Raw genomic sequence first — 15,273 nt, 5'->3', positions numbered from 1 at the left:
TATTCGCCGACGTTCATGGCCGGAATACGGCGAGCATCCGGGCGTGATGCGGTCGCCTGACGGAAAGTCGACCAGGACGGCGGGCGCGGGCAGGCCGCTCCCCCGGCGATCGCGCCGGAACGACGAAGGCCGTCGATCCCGGTGCTGACCAGGATCGACGGCCTCCGCGCGGGCATGGTTGCCCCCACCCGCGAATACTGTGGGTGACGAAAACGCCGTGGCTGACCGCCGCAAGGCCGAAACGCGCGCCGCGGAGTCGTTCCCGGCCCTCAGCCGTTGATCACCGCGTCGATCCGGGCCAGCTCGGCGTCCTCGAAGTCCAGGTTGGTCAGGGCGCCGACGCTGTCCTCGATCTGCCGGGCGCTGCTCGCGCCGACCAGCGCGGAGGTCACCCGGCCACCGCGCAGCACCCAGGCCAGGGCGAGCTGGGCGAGGGACTGACCGCGGGACTTGGCGATGTCGTCGAGGGCGCGCAGCTTGCCGACGAGCTCCTCGGTCAGCTCCTCGGAGTTCAGGAACGGGCTGTCGCTCGCCGCGCGCGAGTCCTCCGGGATGCCGTCCAGGTAGCGACCGGTCAGCAGGCCCTGCTCCAGCGGCGAGAAGACGATCGAGCCGACCTGGAGCTCGTCCAGCGCGTCGAGCAGGCCCTCGGTCTCCGGGCGGCGGTCGAGCATCGAGTAGCGCGGCTGGTGGATGAGGAGCGGGGTGCCCAGCTCACCGAGGATCCGGGCGGCCTCGCGGGTCTGCTCCGCCGAGTAGTTCGAGACGCCGACGTAGAGCGCCTTGCCCTGCTGCACCGCGGAGTGCAGGGCGCCCATCGTCTCCTCCAGGGGAGTCTCCGGGTCGGGGCGGTGCGAGTAGAAGACGTCGACGTAGTCGAGGCCCATCCGGGTCAGGCTCTGGTCCAGCGAGGACAGCAGGTACTTGCGCGAGCCCCACTCGCCGTACGGGCCGGGCCACATCAGATAGCCGGCCTTCGTGGAGATGATCAGCTCGTCGCGGTAGGGCGCGAAGTCCGCCTTGAGCGCCTCGCCCAGCGCGGACTCGGCGGCGCCGGGCGGCGGGCCGTAGTTGTTGGCCAGGTCGAAGTGGGTCACGCCGAGGTCGAAGGCGCGGCGCAGGATCGCCCGCTGGGTCTCGACCGTGCGGTCCGCGGGGCCGAAGTTGTGCCACAGTCCGAGCGACAGCGCGGGGAGCTTCAGGCCGCTGCGTCCGGTGCGCCGGTAGGGCATGTCCGCGTAGCGGTCGGGATGTGCGGTGTACAACGCGTCTCCAGGAGATCAGTTTCAGCAGGTGACCTCCACTCTCGCGCCGCCCCCGGCAGTGGTCCAACAGAAGAATGCGATGAGATTCAGCAGATACGCTTCTCAATCATGGAACTGCGCCACCTCCAGCATTTCGTCGCCGTCGCCGAGGACCAGCATTTCACCCGGGCCGCCGAACGCCTGATGGTCTCCCAGTCGGGCCTGTCGGCATCGATCAGGGCCCTGGAGCGGGAGCTGCGCGCGCCGCTGTTCGTGCGGACCACCCGGCGGGTGACGCTGACGGAGGCGGGCCGGGCGCTGCTCGCCGAGGCGGAGCGGGTCCTGGCGCAGGTGCGGGCGGCCCACGAGGCGGTGGCCGCCGTGCAGGGCGTGGTCCGCGGCACCCTGTCGGTGGGCACCGAGCAGTGCATCGCGGGGGTGCATGTCGCGGGGGTGCTCGCGGCGTTCCGGCGGCGGCATCCGGACGTGGAGATCCGGCTGCGGCAGACCGGCTCCGGCGCGCTGGGCGAGGAGGTGGCGGCCGGCCGGCTCGACCTGGCCTTCGCCTACCGCACCCAGACGGACACCGACCAGCTGCGCTGCGTGCCGCTGGCGGTCGAGCCGATGTACGTGCTGTGCCATCCCGACCACCGCCTCGCCGGGGCGGCGGCGCTCACTCCGCAGGACCTGGCCGGCGAGGTGTTCGTCGACTTCCACCCGGACTGGGGCCCGCGCCGCGCCACCGACGCCGCGTTCGCCGAGGCCGGGGTGGGGCGCACGGTCGCCCTGGAGGTCAACGACGTGCACAGTCTGCTGGACCTGGTGGACGAGAACCTGGGCGTCGCGGTCGTCCCGCGGCACTTCCGGCACAAGCGCGAGGCGCTCACCGCGCTCGCCCTCAAGGGCGTCGGCGCGGCGCGGTACGAGACGGTCGCCCTGCTGCCGCCGGCCCGCGCGACCAGCCCGGCGGCCCGGGCGCTGATGGGGCTGCTGGAAACAGCGGGCGGGTGAGCGCGCCCTGCGCGATGGTGGACGTATGCACGCGAAGGACATCCTCATCGACGGGTACGACCGCATCCGGGAAGAGGTCCACGCCGCCGTCGAGGGCCTGGACGCCGACCGCCTGGTCGCCCGGCCCGGCGACTCGGCCAACTCGATCGCCTGGCTGGTCTGGCACCTCGCCCGGGTCCAGGACGACCACCTGGCCGACGCCTTCGGGCTCGACCAGGTGTGGCTGAGCCAGGACTGGGAGAAGCGGTTCGGCCTCGACCTGCCGCGCCGGGACACCGGGTACGGGCACAGCGCGGCGCAGGTGGCGAAGGTGCGGGTGGCCGAGGGCGGCCTGCTGACCGGGTACTACGACGCGGTGCACGCGCAGAGCCTGACGGCGTTGCGCGCGCTGACGGCGGCGGACCTGGAGCGCGTCGTGGACGAGCGCTGGGATCCGCCGGTCACGCTGGGCGTACGGCTGGTCAGCGTCCTGTCCGACGATCTCCAGCACGTCGGACAGGCCGCGTACGTGCGCGGACTGCTTCAGAGCGCGGGCGCGTAACCCGGCAGGACGACGTCCTCGATGAGCGCCTCGCGCTCGTCGAACGGGATGAACGCGCTCTTGAGGGCGTTGACGGTGACCGTGCGCAGGTCCTCGGCGGTCCAGCCCGCCTGCTCGACCAGCAGCGACATCTCGCGGGTCATGGTGGTGCCGGACACCAGCCGGTTGTCGGTGTTGAGGGTGACCCGGAAGCCGAGGTCCTTCAGCGCGGTGATCGGGTGCTCGGCGATGGAGGTCGCCGCGCCGGTCTGGAGGTTGGAGGTCGGGCACATCTCCAGGGCGATCCGGCGGTCGCGCACCCAGCCCGCCAGCCGGCCGAGCTTGCCGTCGACGATGTCCTCGGTGATGCGCACGCCGTGCCCGATGCGCTGGGCGCCGCACACCTGGAGTGCCTGGTGGATGCTGGGCAGCCCGTGGGCCTCGCCCGCGTGGATGGTGAACGGCACGCTCTCGCGGCGCAGGTGCTCGAAGGCGGCCAGGTGGTCGGCGGGCGGGAAGCCGTCCTCGGCGCCGGCGATGTCGAAGCCGACGACGCCGGCGTCCCGGAAGGCGACGGCCAGGTCGGCGGCCTCACGGACGCGGTCGAACATCCGCATGCCGCACAGCAGGGTGCCGACCCGGACGGGGGTACCGGCGGCGGCCGCCTTCGCCATGCCCGCCGCGAGGCCCTCCTGGACGGTCTCGACGACCTCGCCCATGGTGAGGCCGCCGTCGGTGTTCAGCTCGGGGGCGTAGCGCACCTCGCCGTAGACGACTCCGTCGGCGGCGAGGTCGAGGACGTACTCCTCGGCGGCGCGCAGCAGGCCCTCGCGGGTCTGCAGCACGGCGAGGGTGTGCTCGAAGGTGGCTATGTAACGCACCAGGTCGCCCGAGTTGGCCGCCTCGAAGTACCACGCGGCCAGCGCGTCGGGGTCGGTGCTGGGCAGGGTGTGGCCGACCGCTTCCGCCAGCTCGACGACGGTGGCGGGACGCAGACCGCCGTCGAGGTGGTCGTGCAGGACGGCCTTGGGGAGCCGGCGGATGGCGTCGATGTCTACGCGCGTAGCAGTCATGGCGGATCTTTCCTTGGCGAGGCGAGGCGAGGCGAGGCGGGGCGGGGTGGTGCGGCGGGTGCGGCGGGCGCGGTGCGGTCTTCAGTCGGCGGGCTGGAGCAGGTCCCAGCGGTTGCCGTACAGGTCCCGGAAGACGGCGACGGAGCCGTACGGCTCATGCCGGGGCTCCTCCAGGAAGGTCACGCCGGCGGCGAGCATGCGGGCGTGGTCGCCGGCGAAGTCCTCGGTGTGCAGGAAGAACCCGACCCGGCCGCCGGTCTGGTCGCCGACACGGGCGCGCTGGGCCTCGCCCTTGGCCCGGGCGAGCAGCAGTCCGACGCCGTCCTGACGCTCCCCCGGCCGGACGACGACCCAGCGGGCGCCGTCGGGGCGGGGTGCGTCCTCGACGAGCCGGAAGCCGAGCGCCTCGGTGTAGAAGCGGATCGCCTCGTCGTAGTCGTCGACGACGAGGGTGACCAGGGCGATGCGACTCATCGGGGCCTTTCGGGGTGCGTGCGGAAGGTACGGGAGGGGTGATCGTCGGAAGAGGTTATACGTAAAACGTCCCCCACGCCAGTCACCGCGGCACGGGTGCCCGGGAAGGGCCCCAAGCGGGTGGGGCGAAGTCAGCTGCGGTGCGGCAGCGCCCCAAAGGGGCGCGGGGCGCTGACATCAGCGGCTCCGCCGCGCGGGCGCGACCGGCCACGACGGCGCCGCAGCAAAACGACGGCCCATCGCGGCACATCGCGGCACATCCAGCGGAGCGCCTGCGCCTAGGTCGCAGGTCCGAGGCGCGGTCGGGCCGTGGCCCGAGGTGGGCGGCCCGCTTTACCGTTACCGTCCGGGACATGAAGATCACAGAGCCGCCCCGCAGTCCCGAGCGGCGCAGGCGGGAGGTCCTGGAACGGCTGGAACGGGAGACGGACGTCTGGGTCGCCACGGCCGACCGGGAGGGCCTGCCGTGCCTCGTCGCCCTGTGGTTCGTCTGGGACGGCGAGCACCTGTGGCTGGCCACCCGGCCTGCCAACCCCACGGGCCGCAACCTCCGGGACGGCCGGCGCGCCCGGCTGGCTTTCGGGGACACCCGGGACGTGGTGCTGATCGACGCGGCGGCGGAGACGTTCTCGGCGCAGGACGTGCCGCCGGCCGCCGCCGAGGCGTTCCTGGCGAAGACGGGCTGGGATCCGCGCGAGGAGCGCGCGGAGTACGCCTGGTTCCGGATGCGGCCGACGGCGGTCCAGGCCTGGTGCGAGGTGCGGGAACTGCCGGGGCGGCACCTGATGCGGGACGGGGTGTGGCTCGTCCAGGATCCGCGGTGAGCGGCGTCCGGCGCATCGGGGCCTGGGCGGGCGTCAGTGCAGCGGCTTCTCCAGCACCGCCTTGCGGTGGCCGAAGGTCTCGATGGAGTAGCGCCCGTGGTAGCTGCCCATGCCGCTCTCGCCCACTCCGCCGAACGGCAGGTCGGAGACGGTGAGATGGGCGAGCGGCAGCCCCAGGCCGAGCCCGCCGGAGGAGGTCTCGGCGGCGATGCGGCCACGCGTGTCGTCGGACTCGGTGAACACGTACAGGGCGAGGGGCTTGGCCCGGTCGTTGATGAAGGCGATCGCCTCGTCCAGGCCGTCGACGGTCACGATCGGCAGGATCGGGCCGAAGATCTCCTCCCGCATGACGGGCGACGCGGGGTCGACGTCGGCGAGGACGGTCGGCGCGATGTACTTGTCCGCGCGGTCGTTGGCCCCGCCGACCACGATCCGGCCGGAGTCGAGCAGCCCGGCGAGCCGGTCGAAGTGGCGTTCGTTGACAATGCGGCCGTAGGCGCCGGAGGTCTGCGGGTCGGCGCCGTAGACGGCCTCGACCGCCCGCGCCAGCAGGGGTTCGAGGGCGGCGGCCGTCGCCGGGTCGGTGAGGACGTAGTCCGGGGCGACGCAGGTCTGCCCGGCGTTGAGGAACTTGCCGCGGGCCAACCGGTCGGCGACGACGGCGAGATCGGCGTCCCGGTCGACGAACGCCGGGGACTTTCCGCCGAGTTCGAGGGTGACCGGGGTGAGGTGCTCGGCGGCGGCGCGCAGGACGATCCGGCCGACGGCGCCGTTGCCGGTGTAGAAGATGTGGTCGAAGCGCTCGGCCAGCAGCGCGGTGGTCTCCGGGATCCCGCCCTCGACGACGGCGATCGCGTCGGTGTCGAGGTGGGCCGGGAGCAGCCGGGCCAGGGCGGCGGAGGTGGCGGGCGCGAGCTCGCTGGGCTTGACGACCACCGCGTTCCCGGCGGCGAGGGCGCCGACCAGCGGGGCGAGCAGGAGCTGCGCGGGGTAGTTCCAGGGCGCGATGACGAGGACCACGCCGAGGGGGTCGACCTGGGTCCAGGCCCGCGCGTCGGCGCCCAGGTGGGCCGGGACCGGGGCGGGCTCGGGGCGCAGCCACTCGTCCAGGTGGTCGAGGGTGTGGTCGATCTCGCGGACGGTGAAGTCGATCTCCGTGCGGTAGGCCTCGGCGGTGCTCTTGCCCAGGTCGGCGTGGAGGGCTGCGGCCAGTTCGGCGCCGTCCTTCGTGAGCAGTTCGCGCAGTCGGCGCAACTGGTCCGTGCGCCACGCGACGGGCTGGGTGCGGCCGGTGCGGAAGGTGGCGCGCAGCCGGGCGACGACGTCGGCGGGCCGCTCGGGGCCTGCGGGCTGCTCGGGGGTGGCGGCGGTGGTCACGGTGCCTCGCTGGGGTGCGCGGGCCTGTCGGCCCTGGGTTCTCGGGGTCGGCCCGGGTTTCTGGTCTGCCGGATCTGCCGGATCTGCCGGGGGCGAGCGGTCAGCTCGGTGTATATGCCAACCTTTCACGTACCAAAATACATTCCCGGGGCGCGGAGCGTTCTCAACAGGAGGTTTCTCAGGGAGCCCGGCGCGCGAGTTCGCGCACTCGCCGTTCGAGGAAGGCGCGTTCCGCCGGGTTCTCGCTCAGCGCGAGGGCCGCCTCGTAGGCCTCAAGGGCCTCCCCCACCCGGCCGAGCCGGCGCAGCAGGTCCGCGCGGACCGCGTGCCGGACGTGGTAGCCGTCGAGGTCCAGCGCGTCGACGAGGTCCAGGGCCGGCCCCGGCCCCTCGGTCTCGGCCACGGCGACCGCCCGGTTCAGGGCCACCACCGGGCTCGGGGCGACCACCATGAGCTGGTCGTACAGGCTCAGGATCTGCCGCCAGTCGGTCTCGGCGGCGGTCGGCGCGTCGCTGTGGACGGCCTGGACGGCGGCCTGGATCTGGTAGGGCCCGGGCCGGTCGCGGCGCAGGCAGCGCCGGACGAGCGTCTGTCCCTCGGCGACCAGTTCCCGGTCCCAGCGGTCGCGGTCCTGGTCGGGCAGCGGCACGAGCGTGCCGTCGGCCGTCTCACGTGCGGCCCGGCGGGACTCGACCAGCAGCATCAGCGCCAGCAGCCCGGTGGCCTCGGGCTCGTCCGGCATCAGCTCGGTGAGGAGCCGGCCGAGGCGCACGGCCTCCGCGCACAGGCCCGGATCGCCCCCGTACCCCTCGTTGAAGATCAGGTAGACGACGGCGAGCACCCCCTTCAGCCGGTCGGGCAGATCGGCGTCGCGCGGCACGCGGTAGGGGATGCGCGCGTCGCGGATCTTCGCCTTGGCACGGACCAGGCGCTGCGCCATGGTCGGCTCGGGCACGAGGAAGGCGCGGGCGATCTGTGCGGTGCCGAGGCCGCCGAGGAGTCGCAGGGTGAGGGCGACCCGCGCCTGCGGGGCGAGTGCGGGGTGGCAGCAGGTGAAGATCAGCCGGAGCCGGTCGTCGCGCACGGGGCCCTCCTCCACGGGCGGGTCGGCCTCGTACAGCAGGGCGGCCTCGGCCTGCCGGGCGTTGCGGGTGGACTCGCGGCGCAGCCGGTCGACGGCCCGGTTGCGGGCGGTGGTGATGATCCAGCCGGCCGGGCTCGGCGGCGCCCCGGTCTCCGGCCAGCGCCGCACGGCCGTGGTGAAGGCGTCCTGGACCGCTTCCTCGGCGAGGTCGATGTCGCCGAGGAAGCGGACGAGGACGGAGACCGCGCGCCCGTACTCGGCGCGGAAGACGGCCTCGACGTCGGTGGTGCCGGGCACGGTTCAGTGGGTGTCGGCGAAGGGGCGCACCTCGATGGGGAGGGTGGTGGCCAGAGCGGCCTTCCTGCCCCACTCCAGGGCCTCGTCCAGGTCGGCGGCCCGGATCAGACAGAGGCCGCCGAGGTACTCCTTGCCCTCGGCGTACGGCCCGTCGGTGATGAGCACCTCGCCGTCCTCGGGACGCAGCACGGTGGCCGTCTCCGGTCCGTGCAGCCCGCCGGAGAAGACCCAGACCCCGGCGGCGCGCAGTTCGTCGTTGAACGCCGTCACCCGGCGCATGATCTCCGCCAGCTCGTCGGGGGGCGGGGGCATGCCGCCCGCGGGCTGGACCACGCTGAGCAGGTAGTGCTGCATGACGTCCTCCTTGGCGTCGTTCGGTCTGTGTCACCTCCTACACGAACGGCAGTCCCCCGGATCGACACCCCACACCGGGAATCGGGAAAGAATCTTGCCCATGACCGCACCGCACCCGCACCCGCACCCGCTCCTCGACCGGGCCCGCCGCCTCGCCGACGACCTGCTCGCCCCGCACGCCGAACAGGTCGACCAGGCGGAGGTGCCGGTCGGCCATCTGACGGAGATCAGGCGCTCGGGTCTGCTCGGCCTGAACGCACCGCATGAGTACGGCGGGGCCGCGGCGCCCGGCGCGGTGGTGCGCGGGACGGCGGAGATCCTGGCCGGGGCCTGCTGCGCGACCTGGTTCGTGCAGACCCAGCACCACACGCCGGTGCTGACGCTGGTCAAGAGCGACCGCCCGGTGCGCGAGCGGCTGCTGGCCCGGCTGGCCACCGGCGAGCTGCTGTCCGGGGTGGCGTACGCGCATCTGCGCGCGCACCCGCGCACGCCCGTGCGGGCCACCCGGGAGCGGGGCGGCTGGCGCTTCGACGGGACGGTGCCCTGGTACACGGGGTGGGGCCTGAACGACGTGCTGCTGCTCGCCGGGGTGACGGAGGCGGACGAGGCGCTGTTCGCCTTCGCCGAGGCGCGGGAGCAGCCGGGCCTGCGGGCCTCGGCTCCGTTGCGTCTCGCCGCGCTCACGGCGGCCCGTACGGTCTCCCTGGAGCTGGACGGCCTGTGGCTCCCGGAGGAGGCGGTGGCCCTCCATACCCCGTTCGAGACCTGGTCGGCGACGGACCGGCTCAGGACGGTGAACGCCAACCCGGCGGTTTTCGGCGTCACGGAGTCCGCCCTGGCCTTGTTGGACGAGGACACGGCGACGCCCCTGCGCACCCGGCTCGTCAAGATCCGCGACCGGGCCTACGCGCTGATCGACACCGCGCAACCCCACGAGCACCTGGAGGAACGCCTGGCCCTCAAGACACAGGCGTTCGAGGTGCTGCAGGCGGCGACCACGGCGGCGGTGGTCACGGGCGGCGGCCGCACGATGCTCCTGACGAACCGGGCCCAACGCCTGGCGCGAGAAGCCCTGTTCCTCCTGGTCCAGGGCCAGACAACACGATCCCGAAGGGCACATCTCGACGCCCTGGCCTTTTAGGGGCGCGGGGCGCTGACATTTGCGGCTCCGCCGCGATGGGGGTCCCCCCGCTCGAGCGCAGCCGAGAGTGGGGGAGCGACCAGCCACGATGGCGCCGCAGCGAAACGACGGCACACCGCGGCACTCTCGGCGGAGCGCTCAGTCGGCGAACGGCACCCGCACCGACGCCGTCTGCTCACCGGCCGGATGCTCCCAAACCCCTTCCCCGGCGAGCCGCGGCAGCACCCCCTCGCCGAACCAGTACGCCTCCTCCAGATGCGGATACCCGGACAGCACGAACTCCTCGATGCCCAGCGCCGCGTACTCCTTGATCCGCTCGGCGACCTCCTCGTGGCTCCCCACCAGCGCGGTCCCCGCGCCCCCGCGCACCAGACCGATCCCGGCCCAGAGACTGGGGTGGATCTCCAGCCCGTCACGACCGCCGCCGTGCAGCGCGAGCATCCGCTGCTGGCCCTCGGACTCGCTGCGCGCCAGCCCGGCCTGTACGGACTTCACCGTCTCCGCGTCGAACCCGGCGAGCAGCCGGTCGGCCTCCGCCCAGGCCGCTGCGGAGCTGTCCCGGGTGATGACGTGCAGCCGGATGCCGAACCGCAGCGTGCGTCCTCGCTGCGCCGCGAGCCCCCGGATCCAGGCGATCTTCTCGGCGACCTGGGCCGGCGGCTCGCCCCAGGTGAGGTAGACGTCGACGTGCTGCGCGGCGATCTCCCCGGCGATCGGCGAGGACCCCCCGAAGTACACCTCGGGCACCGGATCCGGCACCCGGGCCAGCTTCGCGTCCTCGACCCGCAGGTGCTCACCCTTCAGGTCGACGGTCCCGCCCCGCCACAACTCCCGGACGATCTCCAGGAATTCGCCGGTACGCCGGTAGCGGTCGTCCTTGTCCAGGAAGTCGCCGTAGGCCCGCTGCTCGTGGCTCTCCCCGCCGGTGACGACATTGAGCAGGAGCCGTCCGCCGCTGTGCCGCTGGAAGGTGGACGCCATCTGCGCGGCGAGCGTCGGCGAGACGGAGCCGGGCCGGAACGCGACGAGGAACTTGAGGCGTTCGGTGTGCTGACTCACCATCGCGGTGGTCAGCCAGGCGTCCTCGCACCAGGCCCCGGTCGGAGTCAGCGCCCCCACGAAGCCGAGGTCCTCCGCGGCACGGGCGATCTGGCTCAGATACCCGACCGTCGGCGGCCGGTCGCGCCCGGAGGCGGTGGCGGGGGTGCCGTGACCGCCTCCGACGACATGGCGGCTGTCGCCGTTGGTGGGGAGGAACCAGTGGAAGGTGAGAGACATACGGGGTCTCCGATCGGGGTGGGGGGCTGGAGTTCAGCTCGCCGCGGCCAGGTGCGGCGTCCGTCCCAGCGCGGCCGAGAACTGGTCGACGACCTGGGTGAGCGCCTCGGTGGCGCCCGCGGCGACCGTGACGGAGCCGTCCTCGTGGGCGGTGATGTCCTTGTCGAGGGTGAACCAGCCCTGCACGATGTGGGCCGCGCCCATGGAGTTGAGGACGGGGCGCAGGGCGTAGTCGATGGCCAGGACATGGGCGGTGGAGCCGCCGGTGGCCAACGGCAGGACCGTCTTTCCGGTGAGCGCGTACTGCGGCAGCAGGTCGAGGAGCGCCTTGAGGACACCGGAGTAGGACGCCTTGTAGACGGGCGTGCCCACGACGACGCCGTCGGCGCGAGCGAACAGCTCGGTCGCCTCGACGATCGCCGGGTGCCGGAAGTCCGCGCCGAGCAGGGCCTCGGCCGGGATGGTCCGGACGTCGAGCGGGATCACCTGGTGGCCCTGGGCGGCGAGCCGCTGGTCGAGGTGGCGGAGCAGCCGGCCGGTACGGGAGAAGGCGGAGGGGCTGCCGGAGACGGACAGGACGGTGGCCATGGGTCCTCTTTCACGATGCGATGCGATGCAGTCAGTGCAGTGCGGTGTTGTCTCGCGCGATGCGCTGTGGTGCAGTGCAGTCCTGTTGCGGAATGTTTTCGGGCACACCGATTTCAGGGCGCGCGTCGACGCGGGGAGGCACGAATGCCAAAAGGCGTGCGGACGCGGCGAATTCAGGTGGCGATCAGGCGGGAATCAGACAGGAAACGGAAAAGCGCGGCGGATCTCGGAACGGATCAGGCCGCGGCGCAACAGGAGGCGCTGGAGACGCGCGCGAGGTCGACATGGCGTCGCCGCGTGAGGTCCAGTCGCATCATCATGTCTTTGATCGTGGCAGCCGTCGCCGACGGCAGTCAAGGAAATCCCCGGCGATCTCGGATCGCGGACCGTTGCATCGGGTCGGGAAATACCTCGGCCGCGTGACGGACAACTGTCGTCAGAAGTGGGCCCGCCCGGGATCGGCGCGATCGTGTTCGGGCCGCTCGGCCAGGCCTGTGCGCGGCGTCCGCGTCCAGCGCCCGCCGTGGGTCATCATCGGCGACCATGAACGTCTCGCTCGTCCTGTTCACCGCTGATCTGCGCCTGCACGACCATCCGCCGCTGCGGGCCGCCCTCGCCGGAGCCCGGCGGACGGTGCCGCTGTTCGTGCGCGACCGGGCCGTGGCCGGGGCCGGGTTCGCCGCGCCCAACCGGCTGGGGTTCCTCGCCGACTGTCTGCGGGATCTCGACGCGGGGCTGCGGGCGCGGGGCGGGCGGCTCGTGGTCCGCTCCGGGGACCTGGTGGAGGAGGTGTGCCGGGCGGCCGCCGAGACGGGCGCCGGCGAGGTGCACATGTCGGCCGATGTGAGCGCGTTCGCGCAGCGCCGTGAGGAGCGGTTGCGGCGTGCGCTGGAGGCGGCGGGCGTACGCCTGCACGTGCACGACACGGTGACGACGGCGGTCGCGCCCGGGGCCCTGACTCCGGCCGCGTCGGATCACTTCGCCGTGTTCACGCCGTACTTCCGGCACTGGTCGCGGCAGCCGCTGCGCGATGCGCTCGGCGCGCCCCGGACCGTGCCGGTGCCCGAGGAGATCGCCTCCGAGCCGCTGCCCTCGCACCGGGGTCCGGCGCCGGGCGGGGAGACCGAGGGCCGGGCGCGGCTCGCCGCCTGGCTGCGCGACGGCGTCGAAGGCTACGCGGACCGGCACGACGACCTGGCCGGCGACGCGACCTCCCGGCTCTCGCCCCATCTGCACTTCGGCACCCTCTCCCCCGTCGAGCTCGTGCACCGGGCGCGGAGGGCGGGCGGGCCGGGCGCCGAGGCCTTCGTACGGCAGCTCGCGTGGCGCGACTTCCACCGCCAGGTGCTGGCCGTACGGCCGGACGCGGCGGTCGCCGACTACCGCCCCCGGCAGGACCGTTGGCGTACGGAGCGGACGGCGGGCGCGGACATCGAGGCGTGGCGGGAGGGCCGTACCGGCTATCCGGTCGTGGACGCGGCGATGCGGCAGTTGCGCGAGGAGGGCTGGATGCACAACCGGGGCCGGCTGCTGACCGCGAGCTTCCTCACCAAGACGCTGTACGTCGACTGGCGGATCGGCGCCCGGCACTTCCTGGACCTGCTGGTCGACGGGGATGTGGCCAACAACCAGCTCAACTGGCAGTGGTCGGCGGGCACCGGCACCGATTCCCGGCCCAACCGGGTGCTCAACCCCGTCGTCCAGGCGCGGCGCTACGACCCGGACGGGGCGTATGTCCGGCGCTGGGTGCCGGAGTTGGCGGGGATCGCGGGCGGGGCGGTGCACGAGCCGTGGAGACTGCGTGACCCGGACCGAGCGGCGGCGGCCGGCTACCCGGACCGGATCGTCGACCTCTCCGACGGACTCGCACGCTTCAGGCGGGGGCGGGGGCTCGTGCCCTGACGAATTCCGCCCGCCCGGCCGGCCGACGCGCCGGGGTCACTCGTGCACGGGCAGGAGCGCGGGTCGTTTCGCGGGGCGGCCGTCGCCGGAGGAGCGGCCGCGCAGGCGTCGGCCGACCCAGGGGCCCAGGAATCCGGCGATCCAGCGCAGTTCGCCCGGTCCGGCCCGCAGACCGGACCGGACGGGGTGCGGCGGGGCCGGCAGCGGATGGGTCCAGGAGTCGTCGCTGCCCGGCAGGCCGAGGGCGTGGGCGACGGCGGCGGCGATCCGTTCGTGACCGAGCGGGGAGGCGTGCAGCCGGTCCGGGCTCCACAGCCGCGGGTCGGTGACCACGGGGTGCCGGCCGGCGTCGGCGACGACCACGTCGTGCCGCCGGGCCGCCTCCCGGATACGGGCGTTCAGGGCGAGGACCCGCGGGGCGAGGGGCCGAGCGAGCGGGATCAGCCGGGTGGGGTCCGGGAAGGTGACGGTGGCGACGCGGGCGCCCTGTCCGGTGAGTGCGGCGAACGTGGCCTCCAGGTGGCCGGCGACGTCGTCGGCGTCGAAGCGGGGGCGCAGCAGGTCGTTGACCCCGGCGACGACGGTGGCCAGGTCGGGGCGCAGCGCGAGCGCCGGGCCGAGCTGCTCGGCGTGCACCTGTCCCGCCAGTCGGCCGCGGACGGCGAGGTTGGCGTACCGCAGGCCGGGGTTGTGGTCGGCGAGGCGGGTGGCGAGCCGGTCGGCCCAGCCGCGCAGGCCGGTGCTGTCGTCGCCGTCGCCGAGTCCCTCGGTCTGACTGTCGCCGAGGGCCACGTAGCGCGTGTAGTGGATTTCCGTGCCGGACATGAGCAGCCCCCGTGCGGTGCAGTGCGGTACGTGGACGCGGATATGGAACCAGCGGCAACAGCCTACTCACTTTTTTGGCTATACAGATAGGTGCCCAAGAGCGCCCGACCGCGCCGACGAGTGGCCGATATTCCCGGGGGGACTCGCACCCCACTTGGATTCCCTCGCCCCGCACGGCCTGCGTTCGATCACGAGATCGCCGTCGCCACGCCCGGCGGCGTCGTCCCGACGGTGGACAAGGGCAGCCTCGCCGCCGAGCTGAACGGCGGGCAGGAGGGCGCCGACCGGATCGCCGCCACGCTCGCCGCGATGAGCGGGCTGCGCGAGCCGATCCGTCTGGAGGACGTGGACCTCGGCGACTACGCGGCCGTCTTCTACCCCGGCGGGCACGGCCCGATGGAGGATCCGGCCGTCGATCCGGGCCGGGCCGGCTCCTCGTGGACGCCCTCGACTCGGGCAAGCCGCTGGGCGTCGTCTGCCACGGCCCGGCCGCGCTCCTGGCCGCCGTGCGGGAGGACGGCGGCAACGCGTTCGCGGGCTATCGAGTCGCCCCGCTCGCCGTCGAGCTGCTGGAGAAACTGGGCTGAACCGCCGGTGCGGGTGCGCCTCACCTCTACACATAAAGGCCAAATAAGCGCAGAATGAACAGGCGCGGCACTTACCGCACACCGCACCGAAGCGGTCGGGCCCTGAAAGCCAAAGGAGACGAATCATGGCCAACGTCTCGCCCACCAGAGGTGACATGTCGACGCACCCCGATGTCTCCGAGATGCAGGCGCGGTACGCCCGCATGCTCGGCGGCCGTGATGTGGCGCTCGTGGACGGACCGGTGTTCCTGCTCGGTCTGTACTGCGCCGTGTCCCCATGGATTCTCCACTACACCGTCAGCCAGCCCGCGCTCGTGACCCACAACCTGATCGTGGGCATCGCGATCGGCCTGCTGGGCCTCGGATTCACCGCGGCTCCCGCCCGGATGTACGGCCTCAGCTGGGCCATGTGCGCGGCGGGCATCTGGATGATCATCGCACCGTGGGTCGTCGGCGACAGCCCGGACGCCGGTGTCGCGGTCAACAACATCATCATCGGCGCCCTCGCCCTGGTCCTGGGGCTGATGTGCACGGCCACGGCGGCGAAGAGCACGCCGAAGCCCTAGCCTCCCTCTCCCGTCACCCGGAAAGACGGCCGGGCCGGCCCGCACGGGCCGCTGGGCGCTGGGGACTGGCGCGGCATGCCGTTGCTGAAGTCCGGAGGCGTTCGCTTCCTGGAGGGTGAGTATCGCTT

General features: G+C 73.0%; 16 protein-coding genes and 1 pseudogene. 7 read left to right on the top strand and 10 right to left on the bottom strand.

Features of this window, described 5'->3' with window-relative positions:
• Positions 1–269: 269 nt before the first annotated feature.
• Positions 270–1,265, bottom strand: coding sequence for an L-glyceraldehyde 3-phosphate reductase (mgrA, locus tag ACWCPF_RS36800; RefSeq protein WP_451049476.1), 996 nt, complete (start codon positions 1,263–1,265; stop codon positions 270–272).
• A 108-nt stretch (positions 1,266–1,373) separates the two neighbouring features.
• Here mgrA and ACWCPF_RS36795 point away from each other — a divergent pair, with 108 nt between their 5' ends.
• Both ACWCPF_RS36795 and ACWCPF_RS36790 read left to right on the top strand, forming a co-directional pair.
• Positions 1,374–2,255, top strand: coding sequence for a LysR substrate-binding domain-containing protein (locus ACWCPF_RS36795; RefSeq protein WP_451049475.1), 882 nt, complete (start codon positions 1,374–1,376; stop codon positions 2,253–2,255).
• A gap of 25 nt (positions 2,256–2,280) precedes the next feature.
• Entirely contained in the window at positions 2,281–2,796 is a 516-nt protein-coding gene (locus ACWCPF_RS36790) for a mycothiol transferase (RefSeq protein ID WP_451049474.1), read from the top strand.
• On the opposite strand, the gene ACWCPF_RS36785 is transcribed toward ACWCPF_RS36790, so the two are convergent.
• Both ACWCPF_RS36785 and ACWCPF_RS36780 read right to left on the bottom strand, forming a co-directional pair.
• Positions 2,778–3,848, bottom strand: coding sequence for an adenosine deaminase (locus ACWCPF_RS36785; RefSeq protein ID WP_451049473.1), 1,071 nt, complete (start codon positions 3,846–3,848; stop codon positions 2,778–2,780). The two genes, ACWCPF_RS36790 and ACWCPF_RS36785, sit on opposite strands and share 19 nt — an antisense overlap.
• 81 nt (positions 3,849–3,929) lie before the next feature.
• Positions 3,930–4,322, bottom strand: coding sequence for a VOC family protein (locus ACWCPF_RS36780; protein WP_451049472.1), 393 nt, complete (start codon positions 4,320–4,322; stop codon positions 3,930–3,932).
• Positions 4,323–4,675: 353 nt separating this feature from the next.
• On the opposite strand from ACWCPF_RS36780, the gene ACWCPF_RS36775 reads away from it, so the two are divergent.
• Positions 4,676–5,146, top strand: coding sequence for a pyridoxamine 5'-phosphate oxidase family protein (locus ACWCPF_RS36775; RefSeq protein ID WP_451049471.1), 471 nt, complete (start codon positions 4,676–4,678; stop codon positions 5,144–5,146).
• A gap of 33 nt (positions 5,147–5,179) precedes the next feature.
• On the opposite strand, the gene ACWCPF_RS36770 is transcribed toward ACWCPF_RS36775, so the two are convergent.
• The 3 genes from ACWCPF_RS36770 to ACWCPF_RS36760 form a co-directional block, all read right to left on the bottom strand.
• Positions 5,180–6,523 carry an aldehyde dehydrogenase family protein gene (locus ACWCPF_RS36770; RefSeq protein WP_451049470.1) on the bottom strand — a complete coding sequence of 448 codons (1,344 nt, stop codon included), beginning with the start codon at positions 6,521–6,523 and terminating at the stop codon, positions 5,180–5,182.
• A 178-nt stretch (positions 6,524–6,701) separates the two neighbouring features.
• On the bottom strand, positions 6,702–7,904 hold the full coding sequence (locus ACWCPF_RS36765) for an RNA polymerase sigma factor (protein ID WP_451049469.1): 1,203 nt from the start codon (positions 7,902–7,904) through the stop codon (positions 6,702–6,704).
• A gap of 3 nt (positions 7,905–7,907) precedes the next feature.
• Positions 7,908–8,258 (bottom strand): YciI family protein, encoded by a 351-nt coding sequence (locus ACWCPF_RS36760; protein WP_451049468.1) that lies wholly within the window; start codon positions 8,256–8,258, stop codon positions 7,908–7,910.
• A gap of 100 nt (positions 8,259–8,358) precedes the next feature.
• Here ACWCPF_RS36760 and ACWCPF_RS36755 point away from each other — a divergent pair, with 100 nt between their 5' ends.
• Complete coding sequence (locus ACWCPF_RS36755; protein WP_451049467.1) at positions 8,359–9,399, top strand: acyl-CoA dehydrogenase family protein; 1,041 nt, start codon at positions 8,359–8,361, stop codon at positions 9,397–9,399.
• Positions 9,400–9,537: 138 nt separating this feature from the next.
• On the opposite strand, the gene ACWCPF_RS36750 is transcribed toward ACWCPF_RS36755, so the two are convergent.
• From ACWCPF_RS36750 to ACWCPF_RS36740, 3 genes are all read right to left on the bottom strand, one after another.
• Complete coding sequence (locus ACWCPF_RS36750) at positions 9,538–10,677, bottom strand: LLM class flavin-dependent oxidoreductase (RefSeq protein ID WP_451049466.1); 1,140 nt, start codon at positions 10,675–10,677, stop codon at positions 9,538–9,540.
• Between the two features lie 33 nt (positions 10,678–10,710).
• A complete protein-coding gene (ssuE, locus tag ACWCPF_RS36745) occupies positions 10,711–11,265 on the bottom strand; it encodes an NADPH-dependent FMN reductase (protein WP_451049465.1) in 555 nt (184 codons plus the stop codon).
• A gap of 236 nt (positions 11,266–11,501) precedes the next feature.
• Positions 11,502–11,579: a putative leader peptide gene (locus tag ACWCPF_RS36740; protein WP_350786652.1), complete on the bottom strand. Its 78-nt coding sequence runs from the start codon at positions 11,577–11,579 to the stop codon at positions 11,502–11,504.
• A gap of 229 nt (positions 11,580–11,808) precedes the next feature.
• On the opposite strand from ACWCPF_RS36740, the gene ACWCPF_RS36735 reads away from it, so the two are divergent.
• Positions 11,809–13,167, top strand: a complete 1,359-nt coding sequence (locus tag ACWCPF_RS36735; RefSeq protein ID WP_451049464.1) for a cryptochrome/photolyase family protein — start codon at positions 11,809–11,811, stop codon at positions 13,165–13,167.
• A 36-nt stretch (positions 13,168–13,203) separates the two neighbouring features.
• On the opposite strand, the gene ACWCPF_RS36730 is transcribed toward ACWCPF_RS36735, so the two are convergent.
• A complete protein-coding gene (locus ACWCPF_RS36730) occupies positions 13,204–13,992 on the bottom strand; it encodes an SGNH/GDSL hydrolase family protein (RefSeq protein ID WP_451049463.1) in 789 nt (262 codons plus the stop codon).
• A gap of 90 nt (positions 13,993–14,082) precedes the next feature.
• Here ACWCPF_RS36730 and ACWCPF_RS36725 point away from each other — a divergent pair.
• Both ACWCPF_RS36725 and ACWCPF_RS36720 read left to right on the top strand, forming a co-directional pair.
• Positions 14,083–14,540 (top strand): annotated as a pseudogene (locus tag ACWCPF_RS36725) (hypothetical protein); the annotation flags it as partial.
• Positions 14,541–14,704: 164 nt separating this feature from the next.
• Positions 14,705–15,145: an SPW repeat protein gene (locus tag ACWCPF_RS36720; RefSeq protein ID WP_451049462.1), complete on the top strand. Its 441-nt coding sequence runs from the start codon at positions 14,705–14,707 to the stop codon at positions 15,143–15,145.
• Positions 15,146–15,273 lie beyond the last annotated feature (128 nt).

This window comes from Streptomyces sp. NPDC001858 (assembly GCF_053594615.1).
The sequence above is the reverse complement of the archived record's forward strand: the minus strand, read 5'-3'. Positions and strand labels throughout refer to the sequence as shown.